Source organism: Pseudomonas sp. GW821-FHT04D07 (assembly GCF_059420225.1).
The window spans coordinates 123,492-141,890 of the sequence record NZ_JBWKTH010000004.1 but is presented as its reverse complement, the minus strand read 5'-3'; the positions used below and the strand labels follow the sequence as shown (position 1 = coordinate 141,890).

Sequence of the window (18,399 nt, the reverse complement as noted above, 5' to 3'; positions counted from 1 at the left end):
ACGGTCATTTATAGAACAAATCGACCACCACCCCGGCCGAGAACGGCCCGGCCTTGGGTCGGTCACTGTTCCACACCAGCTCGGCATCGAAGCGGGCCATGGCTGCCCGGGTTTCGCCCAGCAGGTCAGCCAGGTGAAAGGAGCGGTTGTAGGGAATCCCCAGGCCGCCGTCCGCCCGGACAATTCGGATGCCCACGCCATCATTGCCCTGGGGAATCAGCAGATCCCCGGAGACACTGCCCGACACCGGCTTCAAGCGCGCGTCCAGGCTGAACGCCGTGTCACAGGTCCGACTGGTGTGCAGGGCGAATGGGCGGCGCGCCGCCACCTGGCCCATGACCACCCGCTCGATGGCGACCCTGCCGAAGTCGACGGTTTCGGGAATCACCTGCAGCTCGGCATCACAGGCAACGAAGCGCAGACCGGAAAGGTTGTTGATCACGTAATTGAGCGAGCGCCCGCCCGTGCTCGGCCCAGCGCTGCCATCCAGTTGGAACAGGCGGTAGTCCTGCAGGTTGCTCGCCACTCCCGAAGGCGGCGTCGGCCCGAACTTCTCGATAAACACCGAGAAGGCCAGGTTGAAGCTCAACGGCGGACAGGCTCCTTCAAGGCATCCCGGGACCCGCCGCCCGGTAGCGATGCGTCCACTGCTCTGGCGATGATCGACGCCGTCATGGCTCAAGCCGGCGCGGATACCCTGGCCGATCACCTGGCCGGCCGGATTGAGGTAGATAAATACCTCCTCGTCGCCGCCCTGAGGATTGTCCCGGGCGCAATCGAGCGCCAGGTTGAGCGGTTCCGAACGCCAGATCACGCTGCCATTGGGCAATGAGGCCGGTATCGCGACCGTGCTGCCCAGGTCAGCGTTGACCAGACTCGCGCCACTGCCCTGCAAGGTGCAGCTCAGGGCAAAGGCGCTGGTCGGACTCAAGAGTCCGAGCCACAGCAACGGACGCAGCCAGGCACGGCAAGCAAGCTTAGTCATGGGATGAAACCTTCTGTTCGGAATGGACGGGCTCGGCATTCAGCGATGCATTGAACGGCGCACCGAAGGCCAGCCGGGCACGATAGGCGCGCTGGCCGCCGTAGTCGGTCAGCGCCTTGAACTGCAAGTGCTGCGCCGGGGAGCGGGCAAGGATCAGTTCACGACGCTCTCCCGGCGGGACCAGCAAATCCTCCCCCGGAGGCTGGGGCGTGCCCTGGCGCGGGGCCTCCTCGATCTGAATATTCAGCAGGGCGGCATGGAACACCGTCGGGTTCTCCACCCGTAGCCGATGCACGCCACTGTCATCGCGCACCAGCGTCCAGTTCAGGCGCTGCGGGGTGGCCGCCGGATCCCCCGGCAGACCCGGCGGACGAAACAGCACATTGATCCGTTGGCGGATCGCGATGTTCAGCAGCCCGTCGCCCGGGCGGCTGCGGGGGATTTCCAACACATACAGGTGCAGCAGCGACTCACGGCCCGTTGGCATGCCCAGCCCCTCATACATCAGGCGCAAGACCTGGCGGTTCTCGGGCGCCAGCCGCGACAGTGGCGGGGTCAGTACGAACGGCAGGTTCGCCGACGACTCCGGCCCCTCGTTCGCGTCGCTCAGCCAGGCTTGCAGCAGGACCTCCTCCGGGCCACGGTTGCGGGCTTCGATGCTCACCTCGCGAAAGCGCCCGTCAAACACCAGCCGCGTACCACTAAGGGACACCGCCGCCGACAGCGGGCCACCCGCGAGCAAGCCCAGCAGCACCGCCAGCACCTTCAGCCGCTTCACTGGCACACCTCGCGCAGCCGTTCGTAGGTCCGCTGCGGGTCCTTGGGCGGTAGTTGGAAGGAAAACTGGCAGCGCCGATCCGACCAACTGACGCTCAGCACGCCTTGCTCCTGCTCGCTAAGCACCAGGGCGCGACTGCTCGGGTCGACCACCGCCAAACTCCGCCCGGCGGCGTCCTGGACCGTCGCGCCGAGGGGAATCGGGCGGCCATCGGCCTGGCTCAGTTCAAACTGCACCCGGCGCCCGGCACTGGCCTTGAAGGTGGCCAGAACCACCGCGCCACGCCGCGGAACCACCTGGGCGATGGCGTTATCCACCTCGACATCGGCGCCCAGGTCGCGGGTATCCAGGCTGATCCAGTTGGCCCGGTAGGGTTGCGCGTAAGGCACCACGGCATAGCCGTTGGCGCCGGTTTCGACGCCGCCGAAGTTGTTGAACCGGGCGCCGCTGACGCCCGGTACCTGCGCCAGCACAAAGGTATCGCCCAGCGACTGGCCAAGATTGAGTCCACCACCATGGGCCACCAGCGAACCACGAGCCCCGAGGTTCCAACTATTGAAATCGCGCCCATGGCTGTAGCCGGCTTCGAAACGCCCGATGGACGTGGTGCTGTTCAGACTCGCCGAACCCGCACCGGCGCCGCTGCCGTCATTGCCGGCCAGCACCGAATAGAAGGTGTCGCGACTCTCCGGCAGGCGCCCGGTCAAGCCGGCCAGGGCGCTGGAGCCGCCCTCGCTGTCGCGCACCCCGGTGAACGAGGCGCGGGTCGCCCGTTCGTGATTGCCGAACGGCATTGAGAGGGTCAGGGTCAATTGATGGTCGGTACCGGCCTGGCCGTTGATATCCATGACTTCGGCGCGGTCCAGCGACAGGCTGTAATTGAGATCGCGCCAGTAGCCGCCATAGGTCACGTTGTACTGCCGGGAGGTACCGGGCAGGTCCCAGAAGCGCTGCTCCAGGGCCGAAACGCTCAAGGTCCCGGTGCCCAGCGGCTGGCTGAGATTGAGATCGACCCGATCCCTGGCCCGCCCCAGCTGGATCAAACCGGGCTGGCTGCGCTCCTGCACATGCTGGTCGAACGTGCGGTACTGCTCGCTGGAATAGCGATAACCGGCGATGGCAAAGGTGGTCCGGGTGGCATTCAGGGTATTCGCGTAGCGCAGGCGCACGCTCTGTCCGCCCAGGTCCGTGGCCGGCTGGCGACTGACCGAATGGGTCAGGTCCGCCGAAATCGCCCCCAGCCCGGTATTGATTCCCGCCCCCAGGTTGCTGGCCTGGTAGTCCCCGGCCAGCTGCAGACCACCGTAGCCGGTCAGGTGCTCGCTCAGGCCGTAGATCAGGGTGCCGCTGGCAAAGCCGGGAGTCTGGTAGCCGCTGCTGTTGCTGTCGTATTGCCCGGCTTCGACGCTGTAGCTGAAGGTGCCCTCGGGCACCATGATCGGCAGGGAGGCGAACGCCTGGGTAAAGGTGCGGCGCCGACCGTCGGCCTCGATCACCGTCACCAGCAGATCGCCATTTGAGCCGCTGGGGTAGAAGTCGCGGATTTCGAATGGCCCGGGCGCCACATTGGCGCTGTACAGCAGATAGCCGTTCTGACGGATTTCCACCGTCGCATTGCTCTCGGCCACGCCGCGGATGGTCGGCGCATAGACCCGTTCGCTGTCCGGCAGCATGCCGTCGTCGCTGGCTACCTGGGCACCGCGAAAACGCACGCTGTCGAACACCCGCGAATCGGTATAGGTCTCGCCCAGGGTCAGTTGGCTCTTCCAGGCCGTCAGGTCGCGCTGGGCGAAGGTGCTGTTGCTGCTCCAACGGCTCGCTTGATCGCTACCCTGCAACAACGAGGACTGGTTGCGCAGACGCCAGTCCCCCAGGTTCAAACCGTTGTTCAGGCCCAGGTAGTAGCTGTCGGTGCGAACCCCCGTCACTTCGCGGCGGTTGCCGATCAAGCTGTAGTCGATAAAACCGCTGTTGACCCCGCGATCCCATAATTGCGGCGAGATGTAGCCGCGGGCGCTGCGGCGCAAGGCGATCTGCGGCACGCTGATATTCAGTTGCAGGGCATTGGGTTGGTAGTCGACGCTGGCCTGGTCCAGGCGACGCCAATCGAAGCACTGCTCGCCTGCCGTATCCGCGCCCAACACCCCGAGGCTGCGCAGACGCTCCAGGTCCAGGCCGAGGTCGTCGAGCATCGGCAAGGTCAGGCAAGGCTCGACCTGGCCGGTGGCGGCGTTGCGGCTGAACACCAGGTCCCGCCGCGCGCCGAGGTTGCGATTGAGGTAGATATCCACCCGGTAGGTACCCGGCACGACACTGTTGCCTTCGAGGAAGGCCTTCAGGTCCGCCGACTGTTCACCGCCGTGAATAAAGGCGGTATTGAAACGCGGCCCCTGCCCGCCGTCATCCCCCGCCGGCTCGGCAAAGGCAGCGCCCGGCGCAATCAGCGCCACCCCCAATGACCATTTGAAGCCCCATGGGCCTCGTGCAGTCTCAAGCAGGGAGCGTACGAAACCGCTGCTGTCCCCATGACGTGATAACGCGAGAACTTCCTTTGTTCGCTGATAAAGCCAATCCATGTGCACCTTCACAATACAATAGCTTGAAGTGTGTTCCAGACGGGTTCCTTCCGCCCGCACAATGCCCTGACCTGCGCGCGGGGTCCGGCATCGAAAAATCGGATAACGCTCGAAGTCGCTAACTGTCCAGCGGTTGCGCCTGACCCCGGGCCCAGTCAGCCGCAGACAACCGATAAGGCACCAGCGCCCCATGGTCGTTGATGACACTGAAATTCAGTTGGGCGTTCTGCGCCTGGGCATGTTCCTGCAAGTCATAGTCAGCGGACTGCCCCGGGGCCAGCATCGAACTCTTCCGGTGCAGGAGCCGATGCCCCCCGGACAACAACTGGATGTCCACCAACGTCACGTGATAAGGGCTGGTGTTGAGCACATTCAGCACGCCACCACGGGGCAGGCTCCAACGCAGTTGCGCCGGCGCCTGCTCGATCGCCTCGTTGAGCCGGCCAGGGCGGTAGAACAGCTTGATGCGCTGGCGGATGCCGATCTGCAGGACATTTTCCTGCTCGCTGGCCTGGGGAATTTCCTGCACGTTCAACCAGAACAGCGACTCGCGATCCGCCGGCATTTCTGCCCCGGAGTGAATGATACGCACCGTCTGCCGCCCCCCCGAAGGCAACTGCACCAGAGGCGGGACCACCACGAAAGGCGGTTCCTGGGCGCTCTCGTCATCGGTTTCGAGCCAGGACTGCAGCAATATGCTCGAGGAGTTATTGTTCAGTACACTGAGTACCGCTTCCTTGTCTTGCGCCGGATACACCACCCGTGTCGTATTCAACACGATACCCGCCCACGCATCGGCTCCTATCCACACGGCCAGGACAATGCCGATCATCGGAGCAAAAACGTTCCGCATGCGAACTACCCATTCCAATGAAAAAAAGAACGGAGCTGTACAAAGCTCCGTTCAAGAAAGCCACTTAGTTATAAGTCAGGACAAAGGGCACGGTGCCCGTCGCGGCACCCGGTACCGTGGCCACACCGTTCTTGACGAACACCGCCCGTAGCGCCAGTTCGCCGCGCGAGCCGGTGCCGTTGGCCTCAAGGACGCCATCAATGGTGTCGGTGGGATCCTGGATATTGAGGAAGGCGTCGCTGTCGCGACGTACCAGGCCGATACCGACGCCCTTGGCGGCACCGGCGGTGGTCAACAGGTAAGGATCGTTGACGTCGGTTTGCGAAGGCCGGAACGACATATGCACGGTGTTCTCCGCCGCCGGTTGCAGGCAGGTCACCACCAGGTCGATGTCTTTCGCGGTGCCCAGTCGCGAGTCGGTGCGATTACCGATATCGGCAAAGGACACACGGCCCAGGTCCACCGGGATGTTATCGGCCGAACCGCCCCCGGAAGACACTTCGCAACTGGTGTTGGTCAAGGCACCGGTAAAATTCAGCGTGCCACTGTTGGCTGCCTGTGTGGTAGTGACTGCCCCCAGAGTCGCCGCCAATAAAGCCAGGGTCATCGAGATCTTTTTCATGCGAACACAATCCTTCGAGTTAATTCGTTTGTACCCATCACTTGGGTGGCGAGCACTATAGACCCGAAGACTTTATTACGCTGTAAGCCCTTCCCTCCTGGACAACTAAGATCTCGCTTAGAAAAAGGCACGCCAAGACTGTCAGAGCTCGGCGTCATTCCAAACCTCAAGAAAAAAGAACAACAGCCGTTTAACATTCAAACTATTTCAACGAAATAACTTATCGTTAAAACACAACTATCGAGTGCATTGATATTGATCTGATGCCATGCCTAATAGTTGTACAGGGCACTGTTTATTCGCGGTCGTCAGGGACCTGGCCCGGGCACTCACGCAGGCCGCCGGACTTTTACCTTTCCGGCGCCCCGTCTATACACATGAGCGCCAACCGCTGACGCCTGAGCGCACGTACAACTTAGTTGTACGTGATGATGACCAGGCCCCGCGGCGTCCCGACACTTGACGCCAGCGCCTGATAACTCACGCTAAACGGCACTTGACCATCGCGACAGGCATTGGCCAGCGTGTTGACATTCAAACTCAATCCGGAAGCGACTTGCAGCCGTCGGCTACCCGGCTCGATATTGTCATGGGTCTGTCGGCCGACGTCACAAGCAGACTCGACGATCTGTCCGGAAAACCTGATTTGACCACTGCTGTTCGCCGCTTGCAGGTTGACACTGCCCGCGAGCAACAACAGCACAGCGAGACTTACTCTCTTTCCGTTCATTTCCAATACTCCCAAGACAGGGCCGGTATTAGTCAGTAAAGATCACCACAGGCCACCACACCAGAAACCAAAGAATTATCCGTAGGACATGTCACAAGTGTTTCTCTGTCCATAAGGCTCTTTAACCTTATCGGCCAAAGTGATAGCGGCTTTAATAGCCCGGTGCGGTATAAAACGGTCGGTTTTCTGACAGCCCTGTCAGGTAGCCGTCACCTTGCTGACCCGGTTGGGGGGTTATAAAGGAACTGCTGTTCTGCCAGCATTCACCTTCCTATCCCTTTGTCTCGGCGTCCCGACAGCATGCGTATCCCGAAGAAAACCGCGTTGATCCTTGGCCTGGTGGTCCTCGTGGCCGCTGCCGCGACCTGGACACTGAGCCGGCCCTCCCAAGCCAAGCCCAGCGCCAGTGTCACGGTGCCGGTCAAGGTGGTCAGCGTGATCCAGCAGGATGTGCCGCGTTATGTCAGCAGTATCGGCTCGGTGCTGTCGTTGCACAGCGTGGTGATCCGCCCACAGATCGACGGCATCCTCACCAAGTTGCTGGTCAAGGAAGGACAACTGGTTACGGAAGGCGACCTGCTGGCGACCCTCGATGACCGTTCGATCCAGGCCAGCCTGGCGCAGGCCAAGGCCCAGCTGGCGCAGAGTCAGGCGCAGTTGCAAGTGGCGGAAGTCGACCTCAAGCGCTACAAATTGCTGACGGTCGATAACGGCATTTCCAAGCAGACCTACGACCAGCAACAAGCGCTGGTCAACCAATTGAAGGCCACCGCGCAAGGCAACCAGGCGGCGATTAACGCGGCACAGGTCCAGCTGTCCTATACCCAGATCCACTCGCCGGTCACCGGTCGAGTCGGTATTCGTGCCGTGGACGAAGGCAACTTCCTGCGTATGAGCGATGCCCAGGGGCTGTTCTCGGTGACCCAGATCGACCCGATCGCCGTGGAGTTCTCCCTGCCCCAGCAAATGCTGCCGACCTTGCAAGGCCTGCTCTCCACCACCCCAGCGGCGCCGGTCAGCGCCTTTCTTGGCGACGACGGGCATAGCGGCCTGCTGCTGGGCGAAGGCCACCTGAGCCTGATCGACAACCAGGTCGCGGCGGGCACCGGGACCATCAAGGCCAAGGCCGAACTCAGCAACAAGAGCCAGAAACTCTGGCCGGGCCAACTGGTGAACATCAAGATCCAGACCGCCCTGGAGCGTAGCGCCCTGGTGGTGCCGCCCTCGGTGGTCCAGCGCGGCCTGGACAACTACTTCGTCTACCGGGTCAAAGGCAACGGTGTGGAAGTGGTACCGGTGCAGATGGCCTACCAGGACAGCGACCTGAACATCATCCAGGGCGTGCAGGCCGGCGATGTGCTGGTCAGCGACGGCCAGTCGCGGCTCAAGCCGAGCTCGCGGATCGAAATCCAGGGTCAGGCGAAACTGGCTGACCGCCAGGCCGCCGTGGGGAGCCAGCCATGATCAAGGAAAGTCGCGGCGTTTCGGCCTGGTGCATCGACCACCCGGTGGCGACCATCCTGCTGACCTTCGCCCTGGTCCTGCTCGGGGTGATCGCCTTCCCGCGTCTGCCCCTGGCGCCGTTGCCGGAGGCCGAGTTCCCGACCATCCAGGTCTCCGCCCAACTCCCCGGCGCCAGCCCGCAAACCATGGCGTCTTCGGTCGCCACGCCGCTGGAGGTGCAATTCAGCGCCATCCCCGGCATGACCCAGATGACCTCCAGCAGCGCCCTGGGCACCACCACCCTGACATTGCAATTCACTCTCAGTAAAAGCATCGACACCGCCGCCCAGGAAGTCCAGGCGGCGATCAACACCGCCTCGGGCAAACTGCCCAAGGACATGCCGACCCTGCCGACCTGGCGCAAGGTCAACCCGGCCGACAGCCCGGTGTTGATCCTCAGTGTCAGCTCCAGCCAGATGCCCGGAACCGAGCTCAGCGACTACGCCGAAACCCTGTTGGCCCGTCAGCTCAGCCAGATCGACGGCGTTGGCCAGATCAACATCACCGGCCAGCAGCGCCCGGCCATCCGGGTCCAGGCCTCGGCGGACAAGCTGGCGGCCATCGGCCTGACCCTGGCCGACATCCGCCAGGCGATCCAGCAGACCAGCCTCAACCTGGCCAAGGGCGCGCTGTACGGCAAGTCGAGCATCTCCACCCTGTCGACCAACGACCAATTGTTCCAGCCGGAGGAGTACCAGCAGCTGATCGTCTCCTACAAGAACGGCGCGCCGGTCCAACTCAAGGATGTCGCCCGGGTCATCCGCGGTTCCGAGGACGCTTACGTACAAGCCTGGTCCGGTGACGAGCCTGGGGTCAACCTGGTGATTTCGCGCCAGCCGGGGGCCAACATCGTCGAGACCGTGGACCGTATCCAGGCCGCCCTGCCGGGGCTGGAAGCCATGCTGCCGGCCTCGATGCAGGTCAAGGTGCTGATCGACCGGACCCAGACCATCCGCGCCTCGTTGCATGAAGTGGAAATGACCCTGCTGATCGCCATCCTGCTGGTGGTGGCGGTCATGGCCTTGTTCCTGCGCCAGTTGTCGGCAACGCTGATCGTGTCCGCCGTGCTCGGCGTATCCCTGGTGGCCAGCTTTGCCCTGATGTACGTGATGGGCTTCAGCCTGAACAACCTGACCCTGGTGGCGATCGTCATCGCCGTGGGCTTCGTGGTCGACGACGCGATTGTCGTGGTGGAAAACATCCACCGCCACCTCGAAGCCGGCGACGGCATGCGCGAAGCGGCGATCAAGGGCGCCGGGGAGATCGGCTTTACCGTGGTTTCCATCAGCTTCTCGCTGATCGCCGCGTTCATTCCGCTGCTGTTCATGGGCGGTGTGGTCGGCCGGTTGTTCAAGGAATTCGCCCTGACCGCGACCTCGACCATCCTGATTTCGGTGGTGGTCTCGCTGACCCTGGCACCGACCCTGGCCGCACTGTTCATGCGCTCGCCGGTGCAGCACGAGCATTCGAAAGCGGGCTTCGGCGAACGCCTGCTGGCCGTCTACGAACGGGGCCTGCGCCGCGCCCTGGCGCACCAGAAAAGCATGTTCGGGCTGTTCTGCGTGACCCTGTGCCTGGCCATCGCCGGCTACGTGTTCATTCCCAAGGGCTTCTTCCCGATCCAGGACACCGGCTTTGTCCTCGGCACCACCGAAGCCGCCGCCGACGTGTCCTTCGCCGATATGGTGAGCAAGCACAAGGCCCTGGCCGAGATCGTCGCGGCCGACCCGGCGGTGCAGGCTTTCTCCCATTCCGTGGGGGTTTCGGGCAGCAACCAGACCATCGCCAACGGCCGCTTCTGGATCGCCCTCAAGCCACAGGACCAACGGGATGTGTCGGCGAGCGCCTTTATCGACCGCCTCCGGCCACAACTGATGAAGATTCCCGGCATCGTTCTCTACCTGCGAGCGGGCCAGGACATCAACCTCAGTTCCGGCCCGAGCCGGGCCCAGTATCAGTACGTGGTCAAGAGCAATGACGGCGATACGCTCAACACCTGGACCCAGCGCCTGACGGAAAAGCTGCGCACCTACCCGGCGTTTCGCGACCTGTCCAACGACCTGCAAACGGGTGGCAGCATCACCCATATCAACATCGACCGCAGCGCCGCCGCGCGTTTCGGCCTGACCGCCAGCGACGTCGACGAAGCCCTCTACGACGCCTTCGGCCAGCGCCAGATCAACGAGTACCAGACCGAGACCAACCAGTACAACGTGATCCTCGAACTGGATGCCGCGCAGCGCGGCAAGGCCGAAAGCCTGAACTACTTCTACCTGCGCTCGCCGCTGACCGGCGAGATGGTTCCGCTCTCGGCCCTGGCGCGCTTCGACGTGCCCACCAGCGGCCCGTTGTCCATCGCTCACGACGGCATGTTCCCGGCCGCCAACCTGTCGTTCAACCTGACCCCCGGCGTGGCCCTGGGTGACGCGGTGCTGCAACTCAACCAGGCGAAGAACGAGATCGGCATGCCGGCCTCGGTGAACGGTTACTTCCAGGGCGCGGCCCAGGCTTTCCAGAGTTCCCTGGCGAGCCAGCCGTGGCTGATCCTCGCGGCACTGGTGGCGGTCTACATCATCCTCGGGGTGCTCTATGAAAGTTTTGTGCACCCGCTGACAATCATTTCGACCCTGCCCTCCGCCGGTCTCGGCGCGCTGATCATGTTATGGCTGCTGGGCCAGGACTTCTCGATCATGGCGCTGATCGGCCTGGTGCTGCTGATCGGCATCGTGAAAAAGAACGGCATCCTGATGATCGACTTCGCCCTGGAAGCCCAGCGTGGCGGGCTGTCACCGGAGGACGCGATCTACAAGGCCTGTATCACCCGGTTCCGACCGATCATCATGACTACCCTGGCCGCCCTGCTCGGTGCCCTGCCGCTGATGCTCGGCCACGGTACCGGTGCCGAGTTGCGCCAGCCGCTGGGGATTGCCGTGGTCGGCGGCCTGCTGGTGAGCCAGGCGCTGACGCTGTTCACCACCCCCGTCATATACTTGTGGCTTGAGCGGCTCTTCCATCGGCCAACACCGGCGCCCGCGCCGGCGATCACTCTCTGAGACGGGTCCATGCGCGTTCTGATTATCGAAGACGAAGAAAAAACCGCCGATTACCTGCATCGCGGCCTGACCGAACAGGGCTACACCGTGGATCTCGCCGGGGATGGCGTCGGCGGCCTGCACCTGGCGCTGGAAAGCGACTATGCCGTGATCATCCTCGACGTGATGCTGCCGGAGCTGGATGGTTTCGGCGTGCTCAAGGCGCTGCGCGCGCGCAAGCAGACGCCGGTGATCATGCTCACCGCCCGCGAGCGCGTCGAAGACCGGATTCGTGGCCTGCGCGAGGGCGCCGACGACTACCTGGGCAAACCCTTTTCCTTCCTCGAACTGGTGGCCCGCCTGCAGGCCCTGACCCGGCGTAGCGGCGGCGGCCACGAACCGGTGCAGATCAGTGTCGCCGACCTCTGGGTCGACCTGATCAGCCGCAAGGCCAGCCGCGCCGGCATGCGCCTGGACCTGACCGCCAAGGAGTTCTCGCTGCTCAGCGTGCTGGCTCGGCGCCAGGGCGAAATCCTCTCCAAGACGGCGATTGCCGAGATGGTCTGGGACATCAATTTCGACAGCGACGCGAACGTCGTCGAAGTCGCGATCAAGCGCCTGCGGGCCAAGCTCGACGGGCCGTTCGAGCAGAAACTGCTGCACACCATTCGCGGCATGGGCTATGTGCTGGAGAGTCGTGGTGTCAACTAACAGTATCGCCCTGCGCCTGAGCGGCCTGTTCAGCGGCGTGGCGTTGCTGGTGTTCCTGTTGATCGGCTGGGCCCTCTACCAGCAGGTGGACAAGGGCCTGGGCCTGCTCCCGGAAGCCGAGCTGGAGGCGCGCTACAGTGTGCTGGAGTCGTCCCTCAATCGCTTCGGCAATCTGGAGCACTGGGCCAAGGTCAGCGCCAAACTCAAGCAGTTGGGTGAAGAGGACAAGCGCATTCGTTTCTGGGTAGTCAGCGGCGATGCGAACTATGAGTACGGCGCACCCGATGCGCGGATTCGCACCTTTGCCGAAGGCCCCGGGGGCATGCGCGACCTGCGCCTGCCGGGGCATGCCTACCCGTTCAAGGTGCTGGTCAACGCCATGCCGGCCAAGGAGCAACGGCCGCCACTGAAGTTTCTGATCGCGATCGACACCGAAACCTTCCGCCAGACCCAGCACCACCTGCTGATCGCCCTGATTGGCCTGGCCATCCTGGGCATCGCCCTGGCATCCGCGCTGGGTTACTGGGTGACGCGGATCGGCCTGAAGCCCTTGATCAAACTCTCGGAAGAGGCGCGGAAATTGGCCCCGCCACGACTCTCCGGACGCCTGCAGTTGTCGCCACTGCCACCGGAGCTCAGTCAGTTCGTCAACTCCTTCAACTCGACCCTGGAGCGCGTTGAGCAAGCCTATTCGCGGCTGGAGTCGTTCAACGCCGACGTCGCCCATGAACTGCGCTCGCCGCTGACCAACCTGATTGGCCAGACCCAGGTGGCCCTGACCCGCGGGCGCTCGGCCGAGCATTATTTCGAGGTCCTGCAATCGAACCTCGAAGAATTGGAGCGCCTGCGTTCGATCATCAACGATATGCTGTTCCTGGCCAGCGCCGACCAGGGCAGCAAGGCCACCAAGCTGATCAGCACGTCGCTGGCTGGCGAGGTGGCAACCACCCTGGACTATCTGGATTTCATTCTCGAAGATGCCCAGGTCCAGGTGCGGGTCAGCGGCGATGCCCAGGTGAGCATCGAGATCGCCCACCTGCGCCGTGCCTTGATCAATCTGCTGAGCAATGCGGTGCAGCACACCGCGCCCGGGCAGGTGATCGTGGTGCGCATCGAACGCCAGCGCGAGCACGTGGCAATCGCCGTGTCCAACCCCGGCGAAGCCATTGCCGCGGAGCATCTTTCGCGGCTGTTCGAACGTTTCTATCGGGTCGATGCCTCGCGCAGCAACAGTGGCGCCAATCACGGACTGGGGCTGGCCATCGTCAAGGCCATCGCGCTGATGCATGGCGGCGATGTGTTCGTGCGCAGTCACGATGGGATCAATACCTTTGGCCTCTACCTTCCGGCCTGAAGCGCCGCGGCCACTGTTACCGGTTTCCACGGCGAACGCGACCGCCCCAAGACCTCCCCGATCAACGCTTTCCAGAAGTGGAACGGAAAAGGCCAGCCGCCTGAGACTGGCCTTTTTCTTGCGTGGGCCGTATACATGCGCCAATAAACCCTGCGATCGAGAGTGCCATTATCAATCACCGCCCGGTAAAACCCGCCAACCCGCAACTGCTGCTGATTCTGGGTGGCACGCTAACGGTCGTCGCCATTCTCGCCATCGTCACCTATCTGCTGGTCCGCGAGCGCGAGAGTGCCGCCCAGGCCGCCGCCCGGGCAGCGAGCAATATCGTGCAACTGATCGATGCCGATGTACTGCGCAACGTGGAACTCTACGACCTGGCGGTCAAAGGTCTGATCGAGGCTTCGCAACGCAAGGACCTGTTGAACGTACCGCCCCAGGTTCGTCACCTCGCACTCTTCGACCGCTCCTCGACCGCGTCCCATCGGGGCGATGTGCTCCTGCTTGATCGTCATGGCGATGTCATCGCCGACTCGCTCTCGATCACACCGCGGGTCGATAACTTTTCCGACCGCGAATACTTCCAGGCGCATCTGCACAACCCGAACCCGGACCTGATGATCAGTCGCCCGTTCAAGGCTCGCCGAGCCCCCCATCCGTGGTTGATCGGTTTCAGTCGGCGGTTATCCACGACGGATGGAGAGTTTCTCGGGGTCGCCGCTGCCGCCATGCGCCTGAGTTACTTTGACGAGCTGTTCAAGACCCTGAACGTCGGCAAGGGTAGTTCGGTCAACCTGGTCAGCACCGAGGGGATTCTCCTCGCCCAGCAGCCACCACTGGCCGAAGAACTGATCGGCAAGGACTTCGGCAAACGCCCCAACTTCATTCGTATCCTGCGCGAGGGTGAAGGCAGCTTTACCAGCATCTCCAGTGTCGACGGTACCGAGCGGCTATATACCTTCTCCCAGGTGGGGGAATTGCCATTGATCGTGGTCATCGCGCTCTCCACCGATGATGTCTATGGCGCCTGGAGGCGCACCGCATTGCTGATCGGCCTGGCCACGGGCACTCTGTGTCTGATCCTGCTCTGGCTGACCTGGCTGCTGTCACGGGAACTGCGCCTGCGCTTGCGCGCCGAAGAGGAACTCGCCGAACTGGCGGCAACCGACTCGCTGACCGGCCTGGCCAATCGCCGGGCGCTGGATGAAGCCCTGCAGCGCGAGTGGGCCAGGGCGCAACGCTCGGGCAAAGCGCTGTCACTGCTGATGATCGATGCCGACCACTTCAAGGCCTTCAACGACCGCCATGGTCACCCGATCGGTGACGAGGCCCTGCGACGGCTGGCGCGGGTGATCGACGCCAGCATTCGTCGCCCAGGAGACATGGCGGCACGTTATGGCGGCGAAGAGTTTGCCGTGGTCTTGCCGGAGACCGATGCGCAAGGTGCGTTGAACCTGGCGCAACAGATCCGGTCGGCGATGGCCGCGCTGGCGCCTTTCAACGGTGACCGCCAGCCGATCACCGTCAGCATCGGTGCCAGCACCGCGTCTCCGCCCGGCGAAGGTACGCTGGAGCAATTGCTGCGCAGTGCCGACCAGGCGCTGTATCAGGCCAAGCACGACGGCCGCGATCGCGCGGTGCATGCGAGCGCCTACAGATGCATATAAAAAAAGCCGCCCGAGGGCGGCTTTCAAATGCAACAAAAGGAGAGAGTCGTTACACGGCCGCAACGGGACGCATGTAAGAGATCGGCGCGGTGCTGGCGTCTTCGAAGGTCACCACTTCCCAGGCATCTTTCTGCTCGATGAGCTTACGCAGAAGCTGGTTGTTCAGGGCGTGACCCGACTTGAAGCCTCTGAACTCACCAATCAGGCTATTGCCCAGCAGGTAGAGGTCACCGATAGCGTCGAGGATCTTGTGCTTGACGAATTCGTCTTCGTAACGAAGGCCGTCTTCGTTCAGTACACCGTCCGAATCGACCACGATGGCGTTTTCCACGCTACCGCCGAGTGCGAGGTTGTGCTTGCGCAGGTACTCGATATCACTCATGAAACCAAAGGTCCGGGCGCGGCTGACTTCTTTTACGAACGAAGTGCTGGAAAAATCCACGCTGGCACTCTGGATGCGGTCACGGAACACCGGGTGATCGAAATCGATCTCAAAGCTCACCTTGAAACCTTCGAAAGGCAGGAAAGTGGCGCGCTTGTCGCCGTCCTCCACTGTGACTTCACGCAGGATACGGATGAACTTCTTGGCTGCGTCCTGTTCTTCCAGGCCGGCAGATTGAATCAGGAATACGAAGGGTCCAGCGCTACCATCCATGATCGGGACTTCGGACGCGGAGAGCTCGACGTAGGCGTTATCGATGCCCAGGCCGGCCATGGCCGAGAGCAAGTGCTCCACCGTGTCCACCTTGACGTCACCGTTGACCAACGTGGTCGACATCGTGGTTTCACCAACATTTTCCGCGCGAGCAGGGATCTGCACCACAGGGTCGAGGTCAGCACGACAAAACACGATACCGGTGTCCACAGGCGCGGGCTTGAGGGTCAGGTAGACCTTCTCACCGGAGTGCAGGCCGACACCTGTAGCACGGATAATATTTTTCAGGGTGCGTTGTTTAATCATGGCATGGGCCGCTTCAGCGCAAATTGCGAACAGGTATCAACAAAGGCTGGCGATAATAGCAGACCAGGCCTTTGCTGAACACCAATCACCCTAATACTCCTGATACATTCCATCAATCAGCCTGGCGACGCAGGAAAGCCGGGATATCCAGATAGTCCAGGTCGTCTTGCGGGTTCATCTTCGCGGCAGTCGCAGCACCGGCCTGGGCCTGGTTGCGCATGACGGTCGGACGGTCGAGGTCACGGTAGTTTACCGACGGCAGTTCCTGACGCGAGGGTGCATGCGTCTGGGCGGCAGCCGATTGGCTGGTCTGCAGGGTGTTGTCGATGACCTTCACAGGCTTCTCGATACGCGCACCCAGGCCGGTGGCAACCACGGTCACGTGCAGCTCGTCGCGCATGTCCGGATCGATTACGGTACCGACCTTGACCATGGCGTGCTCGGAAGCGAAGGCTTCGATGATGCTACCCACGTCGGAGTACTCACCCAGGGACAGGTCAGGACCGGCGGTGATATTCACCAGGATGCCACGCGCGCCTTGCAGGTTGACGTCTTCGAGCAGCGGGTTGCGAATCGCCGCCTCGGTCGCTTCACGTGCACGGTTAGGACCGCTGGCGCAGCCAGTGCCCATCATTGCCATGCCCATTTCGCTCATCACGGTACGCACGTCGGCGAAGTCGACGTTGATCATGCCCGGACGCTTGATGATGTCGGAGATACCGCGAACGGCACCGGCGAGTACATCGTCAGCCTTGGCGAAAGCCGACAGCAGGCTGGCGTCCTTACCCAGGATGGTCAGCAGCTTCTCGTTGGGAATGGTGATCAACGAGTCGACGCTTTCGCTCAGCGCGCGGATGCCTTCATCGGCGATCTGCATGCGCTTGCGGCCTTCGAACGGAAACGGACGGGTCACCACCGCAACGGTGAGGATACCCATTTCCTTCGCCACTTCGGCAATGATCGGGGCCGCACCGGTACCGGTACCGCCACCCATGCCGGTGGTGATGAACACCATGTTGGTGCCCTGCAGCACTTCGGCGATGCGCTCGCGATCTTCCAGCGCGGCCTGACGACCGACTTCCGGATTGGCACCAGCACCCAGGCCCTTGGTCACGCCGGTACCCAGTTGCAGGATAGTCCGCGCGCCAATGTTTTTCAGGGCCTGGGCATCGGTGTTGGCGCAGATGAACTCGACGCCTTCAATGTTGCTCTTGACCATATGGTTAACAGCGTTGCCGCCGCCACCGCCGACGCCGATAACTTTGATTACCGGACTTTGTGGGACGTTGTCTACGAGTTCGAACATGTTCCCTCTCCTTTCATTCTCTAGTTTTTTCGCCTACTTCTACTGCTTTGAAACTTTAAAAGTTGCCCTGGACCCAGCGCTTCAAGCGCTCCAGCACAGGTGCTTTCTGTTCTTCATCGCGATAGTCGTTTCTGTTGCCGCCGTTGTAGCCGGACAGGGAAATGCCGTCCGACTGCTTTTGCAGCCCGTACAGCAACAGCCCTACCCCAGTTGAATAGATCGGGTTGCGGATCACGTCCGACAGCCCTTTAACGGTGTGCGGCACGCCCAGGCGCACCGGCATATGGAAAATCTCTTCGGCCAGTTCGACCGCGCCTTCCATCTTCGAGGTACCGCCGGTCAGCACGATGCCGGCCGGGATCAGGTCCTCGTAGCCGCTGCGACGCAGTTCGGCCTGGATCAGGGTGAACAGTTCGTCGTAACGCGGCTCGACCACTTCGGCCAGGGCCTGGCGCGACAGTTCGCGCGGCGGACGGTCGCCGACGCTCGGCACCTTGATGGTTTCACCGGCACCGGCCAGTTTCGCCAGGGCACAGGCGTAGCGGATCTTGATCTCTTCGGCGTACTGGGTCGGGGTGCGCAACGCCATGGCGATGTCGTTGGTCACCTGGTCGCCGGCAATCGGGATCACCGCGGTGTGGCGGATCGCGCCTTCGGTGAAGATCGCGATGTCGGTGGTGCCGCCGCCAATGTCCACCAGGCACACGCCCAGCTCTTTCTCGTCGTCGGTCAGTACCGAGTACGCCGAGGCCAGTTGCTCAAGAATGATGTCGTCGATTTCCAGACCACAACGGCGTACGCACTTCTCGATGTTCTGCGCTGCGTTCACCGCACAGGTGACCACATGGACCTTGGCTTCCAGACGTACGCCGGACATGCCCAGGGGCTCGCGAACGCCTTCCTGGTTATCGATCACGTAGTCCTGCGGCAGGGTGTGCAGAACCCGCTGGTCCGCCGGGATCGCCACGGCCTGGGCGGCATCGAGCACACGCTCGAGGTCCGCCGCGCTGACTTCGCGATCACGGATCGCGACGATGCCGTGGGAGTTCAGGCTACGGATGTGATTACCCGCCACGCCGACGAACGCCGAGTGGATCCGGCAACCGGCCATCAGTTGCGCTTCTTCTACCGCGCGCTGGATCGATTGCACGGTGGACTCGATATTCACCACCACGCCCTTCTTCAGGCCGCGCGAAGGATGGGTGCCGATACCGACGATTTCCAGCGTGCCATCGGCCGCGACCTCGCCCACCAGCGCCACCACCTTGGAGGTGCCGATATCCAGCCCGACGATCATTTTGCCGCTTTGCACGTTTGCCATGGT

The 18,399-nt window shown here is 62.5% G+C and carries 14 protein-coding genes; 5 read left to right on the top strand and 9 right to left on the bottom strand.

Annotation, left to right across the window (positions count from 1 at the left end; all coding sequences use genetic code 11):
- Positions 1-4: 4 nt before the first annotated feature.
- The 6 genes from AC07T0_RS08050 to AC07T0_RS08025 all read right to left on the bottom strand — a co-directional run bounded on the left by AC07T0_RS08050 (position 5) and on the right by AC07T0_RS08025 (position 6,544).
- Complete coding sequence (locus tag AC07T0_RS08050; RefSeq protein WP_495000656.1) at positions 5-985, bottom strand: fimbrial protein; 981 nt, start codon at positions 983-985, stop codon at positions 5-7.
- Complete coding sequence (locus AC07T0_RS08045; protein WP_495000655.1) at positions 978-1,769, bottom strand: fimbrial biogenesis chaperone; 792 nt, start codon at positions 1,767-1,769, stop codon at positions 978-980. The genes AC07T0_RS08050 and AC07T0_RS08045 overlap by 8 nt, the downstream gene beginning before the upstream one ends.
- On the bottom strand, positions 1,760-4,213 hold the full coding sequence (locus AC07T0_RS08040; protein WP_495000654.1) for a fimbria/pilus outer membrane usher protein: 2,454 nt from the start codon (positions 4,211-4,213) through the stop codon (positions 1,760-1,762). Before AC07T0_RS08040 ends, AC07T0_RS08045 begins: the two co-directional genes overlap by 10 nt.
- Positions 4,214-4,457: 244 nt before the next feature.
- Positions 4,458-5,192 (bottom strand): fimbrial biogenesis chaperone, encoded by a 735-nt coding sequence (locus AC07T0_RS08035; protein ID WP_495000653.1) that lies wholly within the window; start codon positions 5,190-5,192, stop codon positions 4,458-4,460.
- A gap of 64 nt (positions 5,193-5,256) precedes the next feature.
- Positions 5,257-5,814 carry a fimbrial protein gene (locus AC07T0_RS08030; protein WP_495000652.1) on the bottom strand — a complete coding sequence of 186 codons (558 nt, stop codon included), beginning with the start codon at positions 5,812-5,814 and terminating at the stop codon, positions 5,257-5,259.
- Between the two features lie 415 nt (positions 5,815-6,229).
- Complete coding sequence (locus tag AC07T0_RS08025) at positions 6,230-6,544, bottom strand: type 1 fimbrial protein (protein WP_495000651.1); 315 nt, start codon at positions 6,542-6,544, stop codon at positions 6,230-6,232.
- 300 nt (positions 6,545-6,844) lie between these two features.
- Here AC07T0_RS08025 and AC07T0_RS08020 point away from each other — a divergent pair, with 300 nt between their 5' ends.
- The 5 genes from AC07T0_RS08020 to AC07T0_RS08000 all read left to right on the top strand — a co-directional run bounded on the left by AC07T0_RS08020 (position 6,845) and on the right by AC07T0_RS08000 (position 14,808).
- The gene (locus AC07T0_RS08020; RefSeq protein WP_495000650.1) at positions 6,845-8,008 is read left to right on the top strand and encodes an efflux RND transporter periplasmic adaptor subunit; all 1,164 of its coding nucleotides are present in this window, start codon (positions 6,845-6,847) and stop codon (positions 8,006-8,008) included.
- Positions 8,005-11,100 carry a multidrug efflux RND transporter permease subunit gene (locus AC07T0_RS08015; RefSeq protein WP_495000649.1) on the top strand — a complete coding sequence of 1,032 codons (3,096 nt, stop codon included), beginning with the start codon at positions 8,005-8,007 and terminating at the stop codon, positions 11,098-11,100. Before AC07T0_RS08020 ends, AC07T0_RS08015 begins: the two co-directional genes overlap by 4 nt.
- A 9-nt stretch (positions 11,101-11,109) precedes the next feature.
- Positions 11,110-11,790, top strand: coding sequence for a heavy metal response regulator transcription factor (locus tag AC07T0_RS08010; RefSeq protein ID WP_495000648.1), 681 nt, complete (start codon positions 11,110-11,112; stop codon positions 11,788-11,790).
- Positions 11,780-13,144: a heavy metal sensor histidine kinase gene (locus AC07T0_RS08005; protein ID WP_495000647.1), complete on the top strand. Its 1,365-nt coding sequence runs from the start codon at positions 11,780-11,782 to the stop codon at positions 13,142-13,144. The genes AC07T0_RS08010 and AC07T0_RS08005 overlap by 11 nt, the downstream gene beginning before the upstream one ends.
- A 170-nt stretch (positions 13,145-13,314) precedes the next feature.
- A complete protein-coding gene (locus AC07T0_RS08000; protein ID WP_495000791.1) occupies positions 13,315-14,808 on the top strand; it encodes a sensor domain-containing diguanylate cyclase in 1,494 nt (497 codons plus the stop codon).
- 49 nt (positions 14,809-14,857) lie between these two features.
- Here the strand turns inward: AC07T0_RS08000 and lpxC are convergent, their stop codons facing one another.
- The 3 genes from lpxC to ftsA form a co-directional block, all read right to left on the bottom strand.
- On the bottom strand, positions 14,858-15,769 hold the full coding sequence (gene lpxC, locus AC07T0_RS07995) for a UDP-3-O-acyl-N-acetylglucosamine deacetylase (RefSeq protein ID WP_495000646.1): 912 nt from the start codon (positions 15,767-15,769) through the stop codon (positions 14,858-14,860).
- A gap of 112 nt (positions 15,770-15,881) precedes the next feature.
- Entirely contained in the window at positions 15,882-17,075 is a 1,194-nt protein-coding gene (ftsZ, locus tag AC07T0_RS07990; protein ID WP_495000645.1) for a cell division protein FtsZ, read from the bottom strand.
- 55 nt (positions 17,076-17,130) lie between these two features.
- Positions 17,131-18,396: a cell division protein FtsA gene (gene ftsA / locus AC07T0_RS07985; protein ID WP_248798936.1), complete on the bottom strand. Its 1,266-nt coding sequence runs from the start codon at positions 18,394-18,396 to the stop codon at positions 17,131-17,133.
- Positions 18,397-18,399 lie beyond the last annotated feature (3 nt).

Bases quoted from the DNA above. Each gene is read 5' to 3' on its own strand.
- lpxC (WP_495000646.1), bottom strand. From the start codon at position 15,769: ATGATTAAACAACGCACCCTGAAAAATATTATCCGTGCTACAGGTGTC.
- AC07T0_RS08025 (WP_495000651.1), bottom strand. From the start codon at position 6,544: ATGAACGGAAAGAGAGTAAGTCTCGCTGTGCTGTTGTTGCTCGCGGGC.
- AC07T0_RS08020 (WP_495000650.1), top strand. From the start codon at position 6,845: ATGCGTATCCCGAAGAAAACCGCGTTGATCCTTGGCCTGGTGGTCCTC.
- AC07T0_RS08010 (WP_495000648.1), top strand. From the start codon at position 11,110: ATGCGCGTTCTGATTATCGAAGACGAAGAAAAAACCGCCGATTACCTG.
- AC07T0_RS08050 (WP_495000656.1), bottom strand. From the start codon at position 985: ATGACTAAGCTTGCTTGCCGTGCCTGGCTGCGTCCGTTGCTGTGGCTC.
- ftsZ (WP_495000645.1), bottom strand. From the start codon at position 17,075: ATGTTCGAACTCGTAGACAACGTCCCACAAAGTCCGGTAATCAAAGTT.
- AC07T0_RS08030 (WP_495000652.1), bottom strand. From the start codon at position 5,814: ATGAAAAAGATCTCGATGACCCTGGCTTTATTGGCGGCGACTCTGGGG.
- AC07T0_RS08035 (WP_495000653.1), bottom strand. From the start codon at position 5,192: ATGCGGAACGTTTTTGCTCCGATGATCGGCATTGTCCTGGCCGTGTGG.
- ftsA (WP_248798936.1), bottom strand. From the start codon at position 18,396: ATGGCAAACGTGCAAAGCGGCAAAATGATCGTCGGGCTGGATATCGGC.
- AC07T0_RS08015 (WP_495000649.1), top strand. From the start codon at position 8,005: ATGATCAAGGAAAGTCGCGGCGTTTCGGCCTGGTGCATCGACCACCCG.